Here is an 18059-nt window from a genome sequence, read left to right as displayed (position 1 = left end):
TATATATATGAATGAATGTGATTACCTTTGCAAAAGTAAAGTAAATCCGTGAATTATTGAATGAAGTAACATGAATAGAATGGGAGAGAAACCTAAATTAGCCTTTCTTGGCAACAGTCACATGGCATTTTGGGCATTGGATGTCTACTTTCCTTCATGGGAATGTCTGAACTATGGTGCTCCCGGTGAAGGGCTGGCTTATGTAGAGTCTTTTACCGTAGACACTTCCGATTGCCAAGTCGTCATTCAATTCGGAACCAATGATATTTATCAGTTGAATGATGAAAATATGGACGATTATGTGGAACGTTATGTAAAAGCGGTCCTTGCCATCCCTTCACTGAAAACATATCTTTTCTGTATTTTTCCACGTAATGATTACGATGATTACAGTACGGCTGTGAATCAATTCATTCGTGTCCTTAACCGGAAGATATACGAGAAATTGCAGGGGACGGACGTTGTCTATCTCGATGTATTCGACCGTTTGTTGCTGGATGGCAGGCTGAATCCGGAGTTGACTCTCGACGATTTACATTTGAATGGCAGAGGTTACAGTATTTTGTCAGAAGCACTGAAACGGGCTTCCGGTTTGTAAAACATACCTAAATACTTCATTCCTTGCTTTTATTTATAAATTTGGTGGCATATCAGTTTATTTTTCCTATTTTTGTCCCCAATTTAATAGTAAATAACCCCCATAAAAACGATAAGACTTATGGAAAAAGTAATTATCAATTCGTATGAAGAATTCGAAAAACTAGTAGGCCAACAGATAGGTGTTTCCGATTATGTGGAACTCTCGCAGGAACGTATTAATCTTTTTGCTGATGCAACGCTGGATCATCAATGGATTCATGTAGATACGGAACGTGCGAAAGTAGATAGCCCTTATCATAGCACGATTGCTCATGGCTACCTGACATTGTCTATGCTTCCTTATCTGTGGAATCAGATTATCCAGGTAAATAACCTGAAGATGATGATTAACTACGGTATGGATAAGATGAAATTCGGTCAGGCTGTATTGTCAGGACAGAGTGTGCGTCTGGTGACTACTTTGCACTCATTGACCAATCTGCGTGGTGTGGCAAAAGCAGAAATTAAGTTTGCTATCGAAATAAAAGACCAACCAAAGAAGGCGCTGGAAGGAATTGCTGTATTCCTTTATTATTTCAATTAATGGCAAGCAGTTAAAGAAACAGATTTTATCCCCGGAAATGATCGAAATACGTCTCAAAAGTTAGATACAAAAACTTTTGGGGGTGCTTCAGATGGATCGTTTCCGGGGATAATTTTATCCTTTTACTCCCATAAATCTGAACGGCTGTGCCGGTTGAAATTCTTTCGTTGCATTTCCATGATAAGTTTCGCCGTTGGCGATAGATAATTTGAGTACCGGAGCTCCTTCCGACAAGTCTGTTTCCCGCAGGTTTACCCAGAATGTATTAGGTGTCAGACTTGATTCGAAGAAGTAGAGCAGATTCTTACTATCCGATACCGTTCTCCATTGTGTGGTGGAAATTTCCGGAAATTCGGGAGTGGATATGCCATAAGGAACAGAAGTATTACGGATAACGCTGAATACACTTGCCACGGCTATCCTCACATCATCTGTTGGGGGCAGGGCATTGATATAAAAACTGGCTCTTGCAAAACGGTCGGACGGCCGGTTGGTTCCGGGCAGGAAGCTCAATCCTCCTATTGATTTCCAGTATTCGTTTAGTGCCAGTTGCTTGTTGTAGGTAGGGGAGTTGGTCATCACTTTGTACTCCTTGCTGTGGTAGACAGTCAGCTTTCCACCCGTATATTCGAATATCGCACAATCGCCCGTTGCGTCAGAAATAGATAAATGCAAGGTTGCCAGGCGGGAACCATCCGGCATCAGGTCTGATACCACTTGGAAAGTGTTTTCATCAATGAGAGCGACCGCCTCGTCTACGGTGGCGAAGTTATCCAGCATATATTGCACCCATGCAGTAATGGCAAGTCCCGGTTTACTTTGATCTCTGACCGGATACTCCGTTTCGGGCAACCATAACAGATTGGCAACCAACCCTTTTTCATTCATCCCGTCTGTACTGGCAATCTCGAAAGCTGAAGTCACCACGCTGCCATACTTGGACGTCCATTTCAGGGAGTTGGCTCCCGTTTCTCCATTTCTTTCCATACCTTTGGGAAATACCCAAAGATTGCTGTGCATTTCTGTTTTCCAGTCCATAGACCGGCCGGTTGCCACCATTCCATTTTTTCCCGAATAAACGACTCTTGTACACATAATTTTAATTTCTAGTTAAAGGTTTATTATAAGCTGCTTTCACGGGGTATCCAACCGATACGGATTCCTTTCGCAAAAGCATATTCTCAAAACAATAACGTTCCATTTATGTTTTATAATAAAGCATTGATATATGAAAATGAAAAAGATTTTAGCAGTTTTATTAATCCTGTTGCTTATACTTATTCTGGTTTTGGTAGTACGGACCGTAACCTATAAATTTGGTAAAGTGCCCAAGAATGTGGATGATAAAGAGCTGGTGAACACAGCTCCTTCGGAGCAATCCGTACGTCGTTTTGTCGGAGGAATACGAATCCCGACAATCAGTAATGAAGTGTATGAAGAGACTGATTTCAAGCCTTTTGATGAATTTATGAAGTACCTGTCCGATTCTTATCCGGAGGTATATAGGGTGATGGATGCAGATACCATTAATACATATGGGCTGGTGTTTCATTGGAAAGGCAAGAACAGTGATCTGAAACCGATATTATTCTTGTCCCATTACGATGTGGTTCCGGTAGTCGGATATGATCCGTCTACGGCGACTGTTGCGGATACGGTTTTCCGGTTTCACGACAAACCGTTGCCTCCCATCGGTACTTATTCGGAGAAGTGGGATTATCCTCCCTTCTCGGGAGCTGTTGCAGGCGGACGCATATACGGTCGTGGAACACTTGATATGAAATGTATGCTCTTCTCTCTGATGGAGGGAGCGGATAACCTGATAGCCGAAGGCTTCCAACCGGAAAGAGACATCTGGTTTGCTTTCGGGCAAGACGAGGAAGTGAGCGGACGTCAGGGAGCTTTCAAAATAGCTGATTATTTTAAGCAGAAAGGGCTGCGTTTCAGTGCGGTTTATGACGAAGGAGGCATCATTGCAGCTCCCGGTTCGGCAATAGAATCCATACAAGAACCGTTGGCATTGGTGGGAGTGGGAGAAAAAGGCTTTCTGACCTTGCGTCTTACGATAAAAGGGATGGGAGGTCATTCTTCGATGCCACCTTCAAAGAGTTCTCTGGTGTATGCTGCGGAAATCATAGAGAAGCTGAATGACAACCAGTTCCCGGCAGAAATCATTTCTCCCATAGCTGCATTCTTCGATAATGTAGGAGGGGAAATGGGATTCTTTTCGCGGATGGCGATAGCCAATCAATGGCTGCTCGAACCGTTACTGCTGAAGACTATGGAAAAATCTCCCGCCTCCAATGCGCTGGTACGCACTACAACCGCCATCACGATGGCTAAAGGCAGCGATGCGGCCAATGTATTGGCTTCGGAGGCTGAGGTTACTGTAAACTTCCGCATTTTGCCCGGTGAATCGGTTGCCGGGGTGATAGAGCATGTAAAGAAGTTGTGTGAAGGTTACGATGTTGCCATCCATGTGGTATCGGAACGTGAGCCTTCAAACATTTCTCCTGAAAACGTTAGAGGCTTCGAGATTATCAAGGAAGAGATGGCAAAAATATATCCCGCAGCTATCGTTACCTCTTATATTACGATCGGGGGTACCGATTCCTACAAATATCAGACGGTGAGCGATGACATCTACCGTTTCTTGCCTATTTGTCTGAACCAGTACGAGCAGCGTACGATACATAACGAAAATGAGTATATATCTCTGGAGAATTTCGGGAAGATACAATGGTATTTTAAGGAACTGATGAAGAATTATTAGTTCTTCTTTGCCTTGATTGCCTCCAACGTGTTTTTGCGCACAGAGCGGATAGCGGGAACCAGTAATTCGGGTTCCATGATTTCCAGCATTGTGCGCAATTCCTGTTGTAGCTCCGGGATGGAACGGGTCAGTTGGTAAGCAAGTTTGATGCAAAGTGACTGCACTCCGGGCGGTTCCTGCCGGGATACCATACGCTCTATGCAGAAATCCAGCAAGTCCACCCGTGGAGGGTCGGCTAGCGGTTGCTGACATAGCAGGTTCAGGAGCATTCTTCGTTTTCCTGAATGCGGGCAGGTAAGCGCTGCATCAATCAATTCATTTTGTTTCCCGCTCAGCCATTCTACTTCCGGTTTCGAGAAATGGGTACAAACCCACAGTGCCTGGTAAGAGATGATGCTGTCCTCATCATATATCAGCCGGTAGATTTCTTCTCTGAGGCGTTCGTCGTCTTGTACGTAATGAAGTATCTCTCTGATATTCTCGATGTGTACACGCTCAGATAGTCTTGCACGCAGGTTCATATGGCTCTCGTTTTTTGGGGAATGAGTTGTTTTTACTTGTTGCCGTTCTCTGCCTCCGGCAGTTGCAGATGGAGAATTGGATAAGGCTTGCCCATACCGTCTGTTTCATCTCGGCCTATGATCCGGAATCCCATGCGGAGATAAAATCCGAGCGCTTTGTCGTTCTGCTCGTTTACATCTACTTTGTTCATCTGTTTTCTCCGGATGGCGTATTCCAGCAATCGTCTGCCATATCCTTTTCCCTGTTCGCCGGGGCTTACGAACAGCATTTCGATGAGTTCGTCGCTCAGTCCCATAAAGGCGACAATCTTCCCATTGGTATTGCGGATGATATACAGTTCTACAGCCGATAAGTAGTGGTTGCGTACCAATGGTTTGTAGAATTGGATATGCTCTTCCGTGAGGAAGTGATGCGTATGGCGCACGGAATCTTCCCATACTTGCAGAATCTCGTCGTAGTCTTCCGAAGCAGGTCGGCATATATTAGGCAGATAATAACACAGGTGATCGTATATATTTCCGTTGTAAGTAAGTTCCGCCTGATGCAGTACACCTTCACAGATAAAGCCGTTGCGCTCCAATACTTGCTGAGACCGCTTGTTGTGCGGATAACAGTTGGCGGTGATGAGGCTGAGCTGAAGTTCGTTGAAACCATAGTTAAGCACAGCTTGTACCGCTTCCGTCATATATCCTTTTCCCCAGTGAGCCTCGTCGAGCCAGTATCCCAGCATACGTACTTGCGGGTTCTCCCGCTTCGGGTCGGGAACGATGCCGATGGAGCCGATGAGCTGTCGGGTGTCTTTCAGTGTTATAGCCCAGATATCCTCCTGACCGATAAACACGTTCTGGAGGATTTCACGCGATTCTTCTATCGATTTATGGGGAGCCCATCCGGCATTATTGCCCAGATTCGGATTCTGGCAACAAGCGAAGAATGTTTCTGCATCATTTTCCCGGAAAGGCCGGATGAGTAAGCGTTCCGTTTCAAACGAACAATCATCCTGTGGTTCGTCTGCCTGCGGGGGGCATACGCATTCTATCCGGTTACCGTCAGGATCAAGAACTACACTTTCGAAATAACCATCTCCCGAAGTACGTGGCTCGCCTGCTATGGTGTATCCCTCGGAGCGCATTTGTTCCGTGAAGCGAAGCACTTCTTCCCGACTGGGGAAGGTGAAGGCAAGATGCGTCAGTCCGAGACGATTCTCTTCTATCGGAGTATTTTGTACGTCTGTCCGGCTCATCAATTCCAGAGAAGGACCTTCTCCGAAAGAGATGAAATAGGACTCGAATCCTTTCTTCGGATTGATGTATTTTTCATTACTCGTTCCACCCAGAAAGCGGACATAGAAATCTTTTAATTCTTCCAGACGAAAAGTCCAGATAGCGATATGATGTAGTTTCATGCTGATTTTGATTTTAATTTTTGTCTTTATCTTTATTGTTGTTGCTGTATTACTTTGTTGTCCGGATTACATATTTATAGACAATGCGGGAAATATCGGCGATAATCTTACTGTTTTCCAGACTGCTTTCCGCAGAGTCTTTCACGAAAACGGCTATACTGTATGCGTGTCCGTTGGGCAGGAGAACGAAGCCAATGTCATTGCAGCCTATCTGCTGCCCTTTCGCATTGAAATCTCCCGTTCCTGTTTTATGTCCTACGGTCACCCCTTTATCCAGTAACGGAGCAACCAGACGGTCCTGCCCGGTCTGGCATTCTACCATTGTCTGTTCGATGAAGTCTTTGTAGGCTTCATCGAACAATGTTTTGCGGCGGAATATTTCCAGTAATTTGGCAGCAGCCAGCGGTGTGCTCCAGTTGCTATAGCAGAGGTCTAAGTCTTCGTGCATATCATTCTCCGTATGAGTGACCTCGCAATCACGAATCCCCAGTGATTGTATATACCGGTTGACAGAATCCGGCCCGCCTTGATAATTGAAAAGAATATCACAAGCATTATTGTCGCTCTGTTGCAGGGTGTATTTCAATAAATCAGCGATACTCATTTCGAACCCTCCCTGTGGGAACTGATCTCGCAACGGACTGTATGTATTCGGTTTTAAATCTGATTTCTTAATTGACAACAGAGTCCCTAACGGCAATTTCTTTTTATCCATATAATCGGCCAAGGCCACTGCCTGATGGAACTTGAAAACACTCATCAGCGGATAGTGGGTGTCGTTATTCACAGTGACTGTATCTTTCCCATCGATAATAACGGCAATCCCTATTTCCGCCTTTTTCCCTTTAATAGCTTGTTCTAACAGTGTCTTGAGCTGGCTCTGTCGGGCAAAAAGGAGAGTCGGTATCAGACAGAGAAGAATAATGAATGAGCGCATAATCTATTTTTTGTTAAACAGGTTTCTTATTTCTTGTTGAAAGCACAAAGATATGAATACTAAGCTTAGAGACAAATTCTTATTCAAAAATAGTGATGTTGGACAAGAAATACTTATTTTTGTGAATTAAACAATTAATGAGTCGATGTTATGTTAAAATGCCAGTCGGAATTGTTTCAGCCGTCATTAAATTTGGTGGATGGCTTGAAGACGAATACAAAAGAGGAATTAAAGCGGATGGCGAAAATCCTGCTTTTACCTGTTCCTACCAAATTGCGCAAAGATGAGTATGTAACTTATTTTGCAGAAGCGGTTTTAGCCTGTCCTGATATGTGGCTTCCCCGGTTGACACATTATGAATTGACATTACTTGATAAGTTAGTGAAAGCGGGATCTGGTAGTTACGTAGAATGTACAAATTCTTTTTTGGTGACTACTTTGGAAATTCTTTCTTTCATAGCAACGGACTGTAATCACATGGATGAGAGTAAAGTCCGTTATATGATCTGCGATGAATTGCGTGAGGCAGTAGCTCCTTATCTGAATAAACTGTTGACTTCCAAAAAGCAATCTGTCCGTTTTATGGTAGAACAGTATGCCTGTGGGATCGTAAATTTATATGGTTTTCTCTCTTATTCGGACTTATTGTATATATTGGTAGGCTATTTGCAGCATTCGGCGACAAGAGAAGAAATAGCTGACAGTTTGGCTAATTCGGCATTGATACAGCGACTAACCTTTGAAGTGGAAAATGGTTATAATACAAACCTTTACATAGAGTCTCCTTTTTTGGATGATTTTGAATATTTGGAGGAACAATTGCATCTACGTCGTGATATACCGGACAGGAAGAAGTTCTCTAAAGAGGAAGCCTTTTCAGCGGGAATGATGCCATTGAGTATCATTCCTAATCCGTGTTTGGATGAATTGAAGGAATATATGATGAAGAAATTGCGGTATACGGAAGAAAAGGCGGATAGCAGTTTATTGTATATGTGGTATACTGGCCAAACTGTAGATAATCCAATGTCTATTATCAATTCTTTTATTAACCGTCAGCTTTCTTCCATGCAAGAACTTCAAGAGGCCATTGAAATATTTATGGATTATTTGAATCACTCTCCCCGTTGGTTCTTGAAAGGTTATTCTTCAGAGGAGGTATTCGTTTTATTTGAAAAAGAAAAATTGAAAAATAATCCTCCCCGTATTGTCGCAGGTCCGAATATGAAGGCTGCCGGTATGGATATTACTCCGGAAATGCAGGCGATGGTGGACAATATGTTTCGTGCTGTACCTACCGGGCACACAGTCGGAAGAAATGATCCTTGTCCCTGTGGAAGTGGGAAGAAGTATAAAAAGTGTTGTGGAAGAAATAATTAAGCGGAAGATAATTGTGACAAGAATGTAACATAAATACAGAAGAGGGTACGAGAATAAAAAGGTTATACAAAAGAGTAAAATATTCATTATGATTGCATTGGATAATTTTGAGAGCTGTGTGCCATATAGAATATTACTGCGCGGAGAAGAGTATTATGAAATAGGGGCTGTTTCTGAATTGGAAGAAGATTCGCCTGGTGAATGGACTGCGACAGTAGAGGGTACGGAGAATTATAGCGTAGAGATATCTATGGACGGAAAAGAAATAAAGTCTTGGTACTGTGATTGTCCGTATGATGGGGAGATTTGTAAACATGTCGTAGCAACCTTACTGGCAATTCGTGATAATGAGAAAAAGGTGAATCGCAGTGCCTTTTCCAAGGTGAAAGTAGAGGTAGAGGAAGCCGTCGTTATAGATGAAACTGTGGACATACAACAATTGCTGTCATTCGCTAACCCGCAAGAACTTTCACAATTTATATATGAATATGCCTCTATGCATTCAGAATTTAAAACAGCCCTTTTGAATCGTTTTATGGCTAAAGAGTTGTCCGCAACATCAAAAGAAAAGGATTACAGAGCAGAGATTCAGAGCGTGTTTAATGACTCTTATTATAACAGAAAGTCTCGTTACCATAATCGTTATGATGATTTTGACTGTGATTGGGAAACTGTTTTCAATCGGATGGATATTTTTTTGGAGAAAGCAGACTTCTTTTTGAATGTGGGAAACATAGATACTACTATTGATATAGCTCTTCAAACTCTTCGTTCAATCGGTGAGAATTATGAGGATGGACTTTTGTATAATGATGATCTCTATCCTTCTGATTATTGTGAGCAGGCAGGAGATTTGCTGATAAAAGTAATCGAGCACCCAAAGACTACCCAAAAGCAAAAGACAGCAATTCTTCAGGAACTGGGCCAGCTGGCTAAACTATCTACTTATCGTGATTATGACCTTTATGATATAGACGAATTGCTGATGAAGATAAATCTTTCTGTTCAGCCGGCAGAAAAAGCGTTGGAATTGATTGACAAACTCTTGGAAGAAAGAAAAGATACTTACGACTTATATCAAATCGTTCTTCGGAAAGTCAATCTGTTAACCGGACTACATGAAGAGCAAAAAGCGGCTGATACGATTCGTCAATACCTTTATTTAACCGAAATTCGAGAAATGGAGGTGGATAAATTGATTGCCAGTTGTCAATATGATGAAGCTATCCGTTTGCTGAATGAAGGAATAGAGATTGCGGAAAAAGAAGAACATATCGGAACCGTAGATGAATGGTTGAAAACTAAATTGAGGATTTACGAGATGACTCATCAAACTTCTGATGTCATTAATACATGTCGTTTGTTGTTTGTGTCGGGTAGAGATCGGTTAGAATATTATAGTAAACTTAAAACTCTTGTTCCGAAAGAAGAATGGAAGAGCTTTCTGGATACGATGATGAAAGAGACGCAGTTTAGTAAATATTTCTCTTTTGGTGAAAATGATGAGGCGGAAATCTATGTGAGAGAAAAGGATTATGAACGTCTATTCATGTTATTGTTATCAGTAAACTATAATCAGTTGAAAGCATTGATGAAATATGCCCATCATCTGAAAAATACTCATTCGGAGCCATTGATTGCTATGTATGCTTCTTTGTTGAATGATTACGCTGAACAGAATATGGGAAGGAATCATTATGAATTTGTAGCACAGGCGTTGTTGTGTGCAAAGAAGCTTAATGGGGGACAGGAAGCTGTGAAAAGGTTAGTTGCAGAGTTCCGGATAAAATATAAACGTCGTCCGGCAATGATGGAAGTATTGGCGAGGTTTTAAAATACTTAGTTAACGTGAGTTCGATATAATTCAAAACAAATTTAGTTGCCTGTCATTGATAACACTCACATCAATGGCAGGCTTCTTCTCAAAGAAGCAATAAGCGGCAATGGCTGATAGTGCATTGGCGATGAAGTTGTTGAAGGACCGGTGCCTTGAGTGTTCTATTTGCGCGATATTCTTCGATTCATCGTTGACCGTTTCAATCAAGGCTCTCTTCCTCAGCAGAATCTTATCGGCTATGCTCATCAGCGAGTTCTTCATATTGTTCTTTACCTTGGTGACAAGCTGTATGCCATTAAGAAAGAGGTTCTCAAACAAGGCCTGTCCGATATACCCTTTGTCGGCACATAGCTTTCCTTTTATATTTTCCAAAAATTTTCCTTGTTTCAGGGGCTCGCGGTCATCCACATTGCCCGGAGTAAACATGAAGTTCAGTATCTCCCCTTTGTCGTTGATTATCAGATGAAGCTTAAATCCGAAGAACCATCCCATGGAACATTTTCCACGTTCGGCAAGTCCCTCAAAGGTCTTGTGAATCAGTATCCGCTGGTTGCGGCAGACACGCAAGGGAGTGGAGTCGACAAAACTGATGCCCGTACAGGTGCCCAGCAAAACCTTCTTAATAAAAATGGTCAGTGGAAGCAACACTTCCTTTTCCAGTTCCACAAAGCGGTTGTAGGATACACGTTTGGGAAACAGGTGTGTCAGGTGTTTGCAGACATACTTCTTATAATAATGCTTGAAGCATCTGAAACCGCCCGAATGAAACAGGATAAGAATAACCATAATTTCAGCATCGCTCATCCGGTTAGGCTTGTTACGGTGCTGATGTTTCTTGTCTTCAACCATATATTTTTCTTGTTGCAATGCAAATTCTTTGCTAAAATCATCTGCCATACAATAAATCTCTGTAACTTTGGACTCTGGGAACATAGTGATAATCGTTTAAATGTTATAATTTAGCACTATAAATTTAATACTTTTATCGCTATGTTCCTAATTTTCAGAGAAATATTTATTTGCTTATATCGAACCCACGTTAAGGTTATGTAATTTGGGGAGGAACGAAATAAATATTTGTTTATAATCTTATGAATATGGGATTCATCGGATGATGCTTAAAATACACAATGAGTCTATATGTGTTTAATGTATCTTTATATAGCTTATTATTTCATCTAATTGGGATGCAATATTTTTAAAATCTGTATATAAGTCGAGAGTTTTGACATAGATTCTATTTCCACATATACTGGTTTCTAAATCAGGAGTAATTTCTTCATTTGTTTTTGCATATAAAAGCATACCTGCAACATTGCTTGAATTTTGTATATCATAGTTTTTTACATAGGTGAAAATCTGGTATAAGTTGTTAGAATGAAGGGTTTGTTTGTTATATTGTTTTTGCATTGTTTGCGAATAATATTTGGTGTCAATAATAAGCGTTCTTCCATTGTATTCTAACATGATATCTGATTGCATACATGGAAGTAATTCTAGTGCTTTGTTATCGGGTTGATAGTCAATATTCCATTTTATTCGGGAGGTACTGGTCTTTAATTCAGGGTGTTCTGTTTTGTAATATTCTAATACAAATTTCTCATAAAGCCGATGCATGTATTCATCAGAAAAAGTTGCCATGTGATATTTACCATCTTCAGTTGTCTGTAGTAAACCTTCCAAAATGAAATAACAAATATTCATCAGCATTTTATAGGTCTGATTATTACGTTGAAAATAGAGTGTATTCCACTTTACGATGGATGGTTCAATGGTATTAATGTTGACGAAGAATGGTAGGACTTTCTTTAATTTGTTTTTTCGTTCTTTGGCTACTATCTTTTCTTGGAGAAGAATACTGATTGTAGTTTTTAATATTTGGTTAAATATATTATTTTCTGATAGTTCATCAAATTCACATGATAGGATCTGCTGACATTGTATTCTATGCTTAATAGTTTTTGTTATGTCAATTTTCCCTCTCATTGTAGATAGTGATTCTGTTCTTGGTACATATTCACGATATAATCCTTGTTTTAATTGATACGAAATACCTCGCGATAGGATTTCTGCAAACAAGTCTTCTATATGCTCGAATTTTTCAGAAGCTATATTTGCATAGTTGTTACGCTTAAGTACCTGAAAGGCATAAGCTAGCATGTAATAAATATTTTTGATTAATATATTTTTGTCGTTTGTCATTAGAATAAGCTCTTTAGTTCATTTTCCCAAAAATCAACTTTTTGTTTATCATCAAACCAATATTCATGTAACATAGGAATAATGTCATAGAATATAATTTCTTTTACTTTATCACAAGATTCTAATCCACATAAATAGCTGTGTCCTATTTGGAATCCGTCACCGAGTGATTCATCTCTGGATATTTCATCATTTAATCTCTTGAGCGTTTCAATTAATTTGTCGAAAGTGGTATTATGTAATTCATTTTGGTACTTTTGGAAGCCGATTGAATCAAATCCTGGTTTCATGTTGTAGAAACAGAATCTTCTTCTCAATGCATAATCAATCATAGCCAAGCTGCGATCTGCGGTGTTCATCATACCTATGATGTGGAGATTGTTTGGCACAGAGAAAAGTTCTCCATTGTGTGCTAATGCTATTTTAACATTACGGTAATCTTTTTCAATTAGCATTAATAATTCTCCGAATATTTTACTCATATTACCACGATTGATTTCATCAATTATGAAAAAATAATCGTGTTCTGGATCATTTCCGGCAGTAATACAAGATTTGTAAAATATTCCCTTCTTTAGTTCGAATTTTTCTTCTTGAGGTTTATAGCCCATAACAAAATCTTCGTATGAATAATTTTGATGGAATTGGACTATTGAGATTCTTGAATCATCTTTTTCTCCCATTATTGTATAAGCCAGTCGTTTGGCAGAGTATGTTTTACCTACTCCCGGGGCTCCCTGCAATATGATATTTTTTTTGTATTTGAGTATACTTTTTAGGGTTTTGAGTTCTTGTTCATCAAGGAACACATCATTTAGAAAATCTTCATCTGTGTATCGGCTGATATTTTCATTTGTTCGTTTAATAGGATTTGTATCTCGAATTATATCCATAATGAAATCATATTCATTTTGGGTAAGTTTGAATAAACTGCCATTAGGATTAGCGAAGAACTCCATATTATTGAGTTCCTCGCAGTTTTTTAAAATCGAATAATCAATAGGATAAGTAAGCGATTCAGTCTTTTGGAAATAGATATGTTTTCCATCATTCTTTTTGTAAATCTTAGCAAGTGCAACTACTTGTTTGGTAGGAGTTGCTTCATAACAGATTGCTATATCACCAGCTTCTGCATCTAAAAAATTCTGGAATACACGACGTTTATTTCCATTGTCATTATATAAAGTGTATGACTGAATTTCTCCTATGCTCCAATTGGACAAACTCCACATTTGAGGATTAGCATTTAGCCACCAGTAGTGAAGTTTGGAAGTAGGGGGAGTTAAAGGAGGGATGTCTTTTTCTTGCTTTTTTCCTGCTATCTGAAATGTTTTTTGATTTTTCTGATTATTCTTATCTAAGAAGTATAGAAAATCTACAGTAGTAGTTGTTAATTCGAGATCTGGATCACAATTCGGAGTGCGAGTGAGGACATCAGAAAGCATTGCTTTCAGTTCTGTATCTTGTTGCAAAATCCATTTGATTTCATTATATAATTCGTATGCTTGCAATACAGTATTGGGAGTAGCACCTTTTTTGAAGGTGTAACTAGTATTTAAAATTTGAGATACTCGCGAGAATTCCCTTGGTTTAAATATGTAATATCGTTCTGGATATCTAAGCCATAAATAGGTGCTTATTGTTCTATAATCTTGAAAGTGATTTCTCCAAGTGCTTTTGTATTTCTCAAGTATAAAGTCTGATTCTTTAATAAATTTATAAATTCGATCGGAAAGGGGAATATGTTCATTATATAAATCAATAAACATCTTTCTTACATCTTCAGGGGCAACCATTGCGAAATTCTTTATCATGCGTCTAGGAAAATAATGTTGTGCTCCTAGAAGATTTTGAGTTTTCGAAAGAGAAGTTTTAAGCATTTGTGTGAAATCTGGGGACTTGATATCCCAATGGGATTGAAACCAGCTTACTGCTTCCCATTTATACTTTTCATCATTCCAAGAGGAGAAGAAATTTGCCTTATAATCTTTTATTTCCTTCTCTAACTTATTTATGTCTATATTCATAATAGGGTATTTTTATTGTTGTTCTTTGGGGTATAATATTCAACTCTTTCATCTGCCGCCATTGGAGGATATGTTTCGTTATGAAAATCATATTTTCTAGTTTCGTTGAGTAATGAGTTGTAATTATCAGAATCATTATCAGTCCATTGTTCACATTGATGAATAACTGTTTCCAGTGCATTTTCAGCTTCTTCTGGTGGATATTTGTATTTTTTCAGAAGTCTTTTTATCATACGACGCATCCCTGCTCTGGCGGATTCTTTCTTCTGCCAGTCGATTGTACGATTTTTGCGTAGGGCGTCTGTTAACTCCTTTGTCATCGCAACTAGTTGTTCGTTCGTATATATATCTTGTACTGCTCTCGGTTTGGTCAAAGCATCGTAAAATGATTTTTCTTCTGCAGTAAGTCCTAATTCATTGCCTTGATTTTCTGATTCCGAGATTTCTGCAGCAAGCTTTAATAACTCTTGAATGACTTCTTCATTAGTAAGTAATCCTTTCAAATAGTTAGATAATGCTCTGTTTAATAAATCAGAAAACTTTTCCGCTTGAACTAAATTAGTTTTTTGATATATGGTAACTCTTTCCGCCAAAAGTTTCTTTAATAGCTCTATTGCTATATTTTTCTCTTTCATTTTGGATATTTCTTCCAAGAATGCTGCGTCAAAAATGGAGAATTCGGCTTTTACATCCGAGAATAAATTGATTACACCTTCACTTTTTACACTTTGTTTGATAAGTTCGCCAATACGGGCGTTTATTTCTTTTTTGGAAACTTTACCTTTGCCTGTCATTCTGGATAGTAATATGCGTACTGTCTCAAAAAAAGCTGCTTCATAGCGTTGTTGCTCATTAAGCAGGCTACGGCATAATGTGATTGAACTATGTAATAAGGATGATTCCTTTTGGAATAGTTGCATTTTATCATTCTTATTACTGTCCATGAGGAAGTTGACTCCACCTTTGATAATTTGTGCACGATCGTTATCAGTGCCGGATTGGAATTTGCTATAATCAAAACCGTGGAAGATATCTCGGCAAACTTCCAATTTCTCTTGAAACTTAATAAGAGCAGTTTTTTTGATATCGGGATTGCCGAATCTTTTTTGATCTCGTACTGTATAATCGTGCATTGCTTGTTTCAATGCTTTGGCTATCCCGATATAGTCGACAACAAGACCACCAGCTTTATCATTAAAGACGCGGTTCACACGAGCTATTGCTTGCATGAGATTGTGCCCACTCATTGGCTTATAGACATACATTGTCGCCAGAGATGGTACGTCAAAGCCTGTAAGCCACATATCTACGACTATGGCTATTTTCATAGGGTCATTGTTGTCTTTGAATTTCTTGGCAAGTTCTTTCTTGTATTGTTTGTTGCCAATAATGTCATGCCACTCTTCCGGATCTTTATTACTACCTGTCATTACCACCTTCACTTTATCAGTCCAGTCGGGGCGAAGTTCTAAGATTCTATGATAGATACTCATTGCGATAGGGCGGGAATAAGCGACGATCATTGCTTTTCCTGTTAATTCAAATTGCCTGTTTTCTTCGTAATGATTTATAATATCTTTACACAGTGAATCTATGGTAGCAGGTGCGCCAAGTATCTCTTCAAGGTGCGACATTTGTTTTTTACTCTTTTCTATCTGTTCTTCAGTAGCACCTTCTGACACAAGTATTTCATATTCGTCATCTATTGCTTTCAATGTATCTTTGTCAAGATTCAGGTTGATAACACGAGATTCATAGTACACAGGACAAGTTGCACCATCGGATACTGCTTGTGTCATATCGTAGATGTCGATATAGTCGCCGAACACTTCTGTTGTATCTCGATCTTTAGTAGAAATGGGTGTTCCTGTGAAACCTATAAAGGACGCATTGGGTAATGAATTATGTATAATTCTTGCAGTACCGATTGATATTTTTCCAGTTTCTTCGTTTACTTTTTCTTCAAATCCATATTGTCCTCGATGTGCTTCATCGGTCATGACTACAATATTTCGTCTTAGAGATAGAGGTTCGTCAGATTCTTCAAACTTCTGCATTGTAGTGAATATTATTCCGTTGGCTTCTCGTCCGGCTAATAGTGATTTTAAATCTTCCCGGCTTTTTGCTTGTATGGGGATTTGGCGCAAGAATTGTTGGCATTTGGAGAATTGAGTATAGAGTTGATCGTCCAAATCATTCCGGTCGGTAATAACTACTATAGTTGGTTGACTTAATTCATCCTGAAGAAGATGAGCGTAAAATACCATTGATAGTGATTTTCCGCTTCCTTGTGTATGCCAGAATACTCCGATTTTTCCGTCACCTTGTGTTGCCTTTTTAGTTCGTTCTACTGCTTTCTTCACAGCAAAATATTGGTGATAGGCGGCTAAAATCTTTGCAGCACCTGATTCTTCTTTAGAAAAACAAATGAAATTCTTGATAATGTCAATGAAACGTTCTTTTATGAATATTCCTTCAAAAAAGGTATCATAATCAATAAACTGGGAACTTTCATATTTCCCGTCTTTGGTTTTCCATTCCATATAACGGTCTTCATTGCTGGTGATTGTTCCCGCTTTTGAGCAAGCCATGTCACTCATTACACAAAAGACATTATATACGAAAAGTGAGGGAATTTCTTTCATGTAATTACGTAACTGAAGATAGGCTTCAGATACATTTGTTTCTTCTCTTGATGGAGATTTTAACTCAATCACAACGAGTGGCAAACCATTGACAAATAGAATTATATCAGCACGCTTTTCAGAATTTTCAACGAACGTCCATTGATTAATAACTTTAAAGTCATTACGTTTGATGTTTTTGTCATTGTAATCAATCAGGTAGATGATGTCGTTACGTTGTTCTTTTCCGTCAAAAAAAGAGACCTCGATCCCATGTTGAAGATAGTCCATGAAAAGCTCATTCCTCTGTGGCAGGCTACCTATTTCGATATCTTTTAGTTTAGATATGGCTTCATCAATTGCCGGGCGAGGTTTTCCATAATTGATAGTGGTTAAGCTTTCAATTAATTGTTCTTCATAAAAAGGTACATAATAGTCCCGTTCAATATTGGGACCATATTGATGTTGATAGCCTAAGTTCTCGAAGAGAGCTATCAATGCTTTTTCATAACTACCTTCTGTAAATGACATATTTTCGTTCTTTTTCTAAGTTATCTAAATATGAAAAATATATTTCTTTGTATGCTTGATAGTCTTGTTTATATAATGCTTCGGAAGCAGATAAAATAACTCCACCTAATTCCAGAGGATTTTCTTCGTCAAACAATTCGTTAAATTCTTGGCAGTCTTCATAATGTATGCGTGAGTCTCTTTTACTTGCATGATTTATATAATAATGTATAATAAATCCACCTAACACATCTGCTATTTTGTATGCCAGTAAGGACATTGTTGTACTCATTGAGATATGGTTAATGTCTTGACCGTGAGACGCAAATCCGGAAATATTTCTTATTTCCGCTAATTTTTGGGAGACTGATGCTATTCTCCTGGCAAGTTCACATAAATCATCTTTATAGTATTCATTTGTATCTATCAGACAATTTATTGTTTGTTTCACTAAAGTTTGAAATTGCCCATAGTTGTCATGTTCGATATTTTGATTAGTAAGTATTGTTTTGCAAATACTTTCAACTAAACTTTTACAGGTTTCTATACATAATGCAGGATTCGTTTCAACTGTCTTTTCGATGGTTGAAATATGAGTTTCAAAGTTGTTGAAACTCGGTGTTTGGTTAATATATTTTCGAATCCAAAGCATAGTGAAT

General features: G+C 39.0%; 14 protein-coding genes. 5 read left to right on the top strand and 9 right to left on the bottom strand.

The genetic code is table 11. The annotated features are described in order from the left end of the window. The first annotated feature begins 70 nt into the window (after positions 1–70). A complete protein-coding gene (locus GD630_RS09785; protein WP_143868331.1) occupies positions 71–598 on the top strand; it encodes an SGNH/GDSL hydrolase family protein in 528 nt (175 codons plus the stop codon). 120 nt (positions 599–718) lie between these two features. Further along, positions 719–1183, top strand: coding sequence for a MaoC family dehydratase (locus GD630_RS09780; protein ID WP_004301986.1), 465 nt, complete (start codon positions 719–721; stop codon positions 1181–1183). A 114-nt stretch (positions 1184–1297) separates the two neighbouring features. Here GD630_RS09780 and GD630_RS09775 read toward each other — a convergent pair whose 3' ends face one another. Continuing rightward, a complete protein-coding gene (locus GD630_RS09775; RefSeq protein WP_143868333.1) occupies positions 1298–2278 on the bottom strand; it encodes a linear amide C-N hydrolase in 981 nt (326 codons plus the stop codon). Positions 2279–2411: 133 nt separating this feature from the next. On the opposite strand from GD630_RS09775, the gene GD630_RS09770 reads away from it, so the two are divergent. Continuing rightward, entirely contained in the window at positions 2412–3956 is a 1545-nt protein-coding gene (locus GD630_RS09770; protein WP_143868335.1) for a M20/M25/M40 family metallo-hydrolase, read from the top strand. Here the strand turns inward: GD630_RS09770 and GD630_RS09765 are convergent. Genes GD630_RS09765 through bla form a run of 3 tightly spaced genes read right to left on the bottom strand, consistent with a single transcriptional unit; the run spans position 3953 to position 6820 of the window. Beyond that, entirely contained in the window at positions 3953–4477 is a 525-nt protein-coding gene (locus tag GD630_RS09765) for a hypothetical protein (RefSeq protein WP_143868337.1), read from the bottom strand. The genes GD630_RS09770 and GD630_RS09765 overlap by 4 nt on opposite strands. 32 nt (positions 4478–4509) lie before the next feature. Beyond that, positions 4510–5883 (bottom strand): GNAT family N-acetyltransferase, encoded by a 1374-nt coding sequence (locus tag GD630_RS09760; protein ID WP_143868339.1) that lies wholly within the window; start codon positions 5881–5883, stop codon positions 4510–4512. Between the two features lie 49 nt (positions 5884–5932). Next, entirely contained in the window at positions 5933–6820 is an 888-nt protein-coding gene (gene bla / locus GD630_RS09755) for a class A beta-lactamase, subclass A2 (protein ID WP_143868340.1), read from the bottom strand. A gap of 150 nt (positions 6821–6970) precedes the next feature. Here bla and GD630_RS09750 point away from each other — a divergent pair, with 150 nt between their 5' ends. Both GD630_RS09750 and GD630_RS09745 read left to right on the top strand, forming a co-directional pair. Further along, entirely contained in the window at positions 6971–8200 is a 1230-nt protein-coding gene (locus GD630_RS09750; protein WP_143868342.1) for a YecA family protein, read from the top strand. An 88-nt stretch (positions 8201–8288) separates the two neighbouring features. Then, positions 8289–10034, top strand: a complete 1746-nt coding sequence (locus GD630_RS09745) for an SWIM zinc finger family protein (protein WP_143868344.1) — start codon at positions 8289–8291, stop codon at positions 10032–10034. 30 nt (positions 10035–10064) lie between these two features. Here GD630_RS09745 and GD630_RS09740 read toward each other — a convergent pair whose 3' ends face one another. The 5 genes from GD630_RS09740 to GD630_RS09720 form a co-directional block, all read right to left on the bottom strand. Then, the gene (locus GD630_RS09740; RefSeq protein ID WP_182505749.1) at positions 10065–10970 is read right to left on the bottom strand and encodes an IS982 family transposase; all 906 of its coding nucleotides are present in this window, start codon (positions 10968–10970) and stop codon (positions 10065–10067) included. A 213-nt stretch (positions 10971–11183) separates the two neighbouring features. Then, a complete protein-coding gene (gene mcrC, locus GD630_RS09735; protein ID WP_143869324.1) occupies positions 11184–12239 on the bottom strand; it encodes a 5-methylcytosine-specific restriction endonuclease system specificity protein McrC in 1056 nt (351 codons plus the stop codon). Continuing rightward, positions 12239–14266, bottom strand: coding sequence for an AAA family ATPase (locus GD630_RS09730; RefSeq protein WP_143869322.1), 2028 nt, complete (start codon positions 14264–14266; stop codon positions 12239–12241). The genes mcrC and GD630_RS09730 overlap by 1 nt, the downstream gene beginning before the upstream one ends. Beyond that, positions 14263–17421, bottom strand: coding sequence for a type I restriction endonuclease subunit R (locus GD630_RS09725; protein WP_143869320.1), 3159 nt, complete (start codon positions 17419–17421; stop codon positions 14263–14265). Before GD630_RS09725 ends, GD630_RS09730 begins: the two co-directional genes overlap by 4 nt. Further along, positions 17402–18052, bottom strand: a complete 651-nt coding sequence (locus GD630_RS09720) for an abortive infection family protein (protein WP_143869319.1) — start codon at positions 18050–18052, stop codon at positions 17402–17404. The genes GD630_RS09725 and GD630_RS09720 overlap by 20 nt, the downstream gene beginning before the upstream one ends. Between the last annotated feature and the right edge of the window lie 7 nt (positions 18053–18059).

Source organism: Bacteroides zhangwenhongii (assembly GCF_009193325.2).
Lineage (GTDB): Bacteria > Bacteroidota > Bacteroidia > Bacteroidales > Bacteroidaceae > Bacteroides > Bacteroides zhangwenhongii.
Note: the sequence above shows the minus strand (reverse complement) of the source record. Positions and strands in the feature narration are given on the sequence as shown.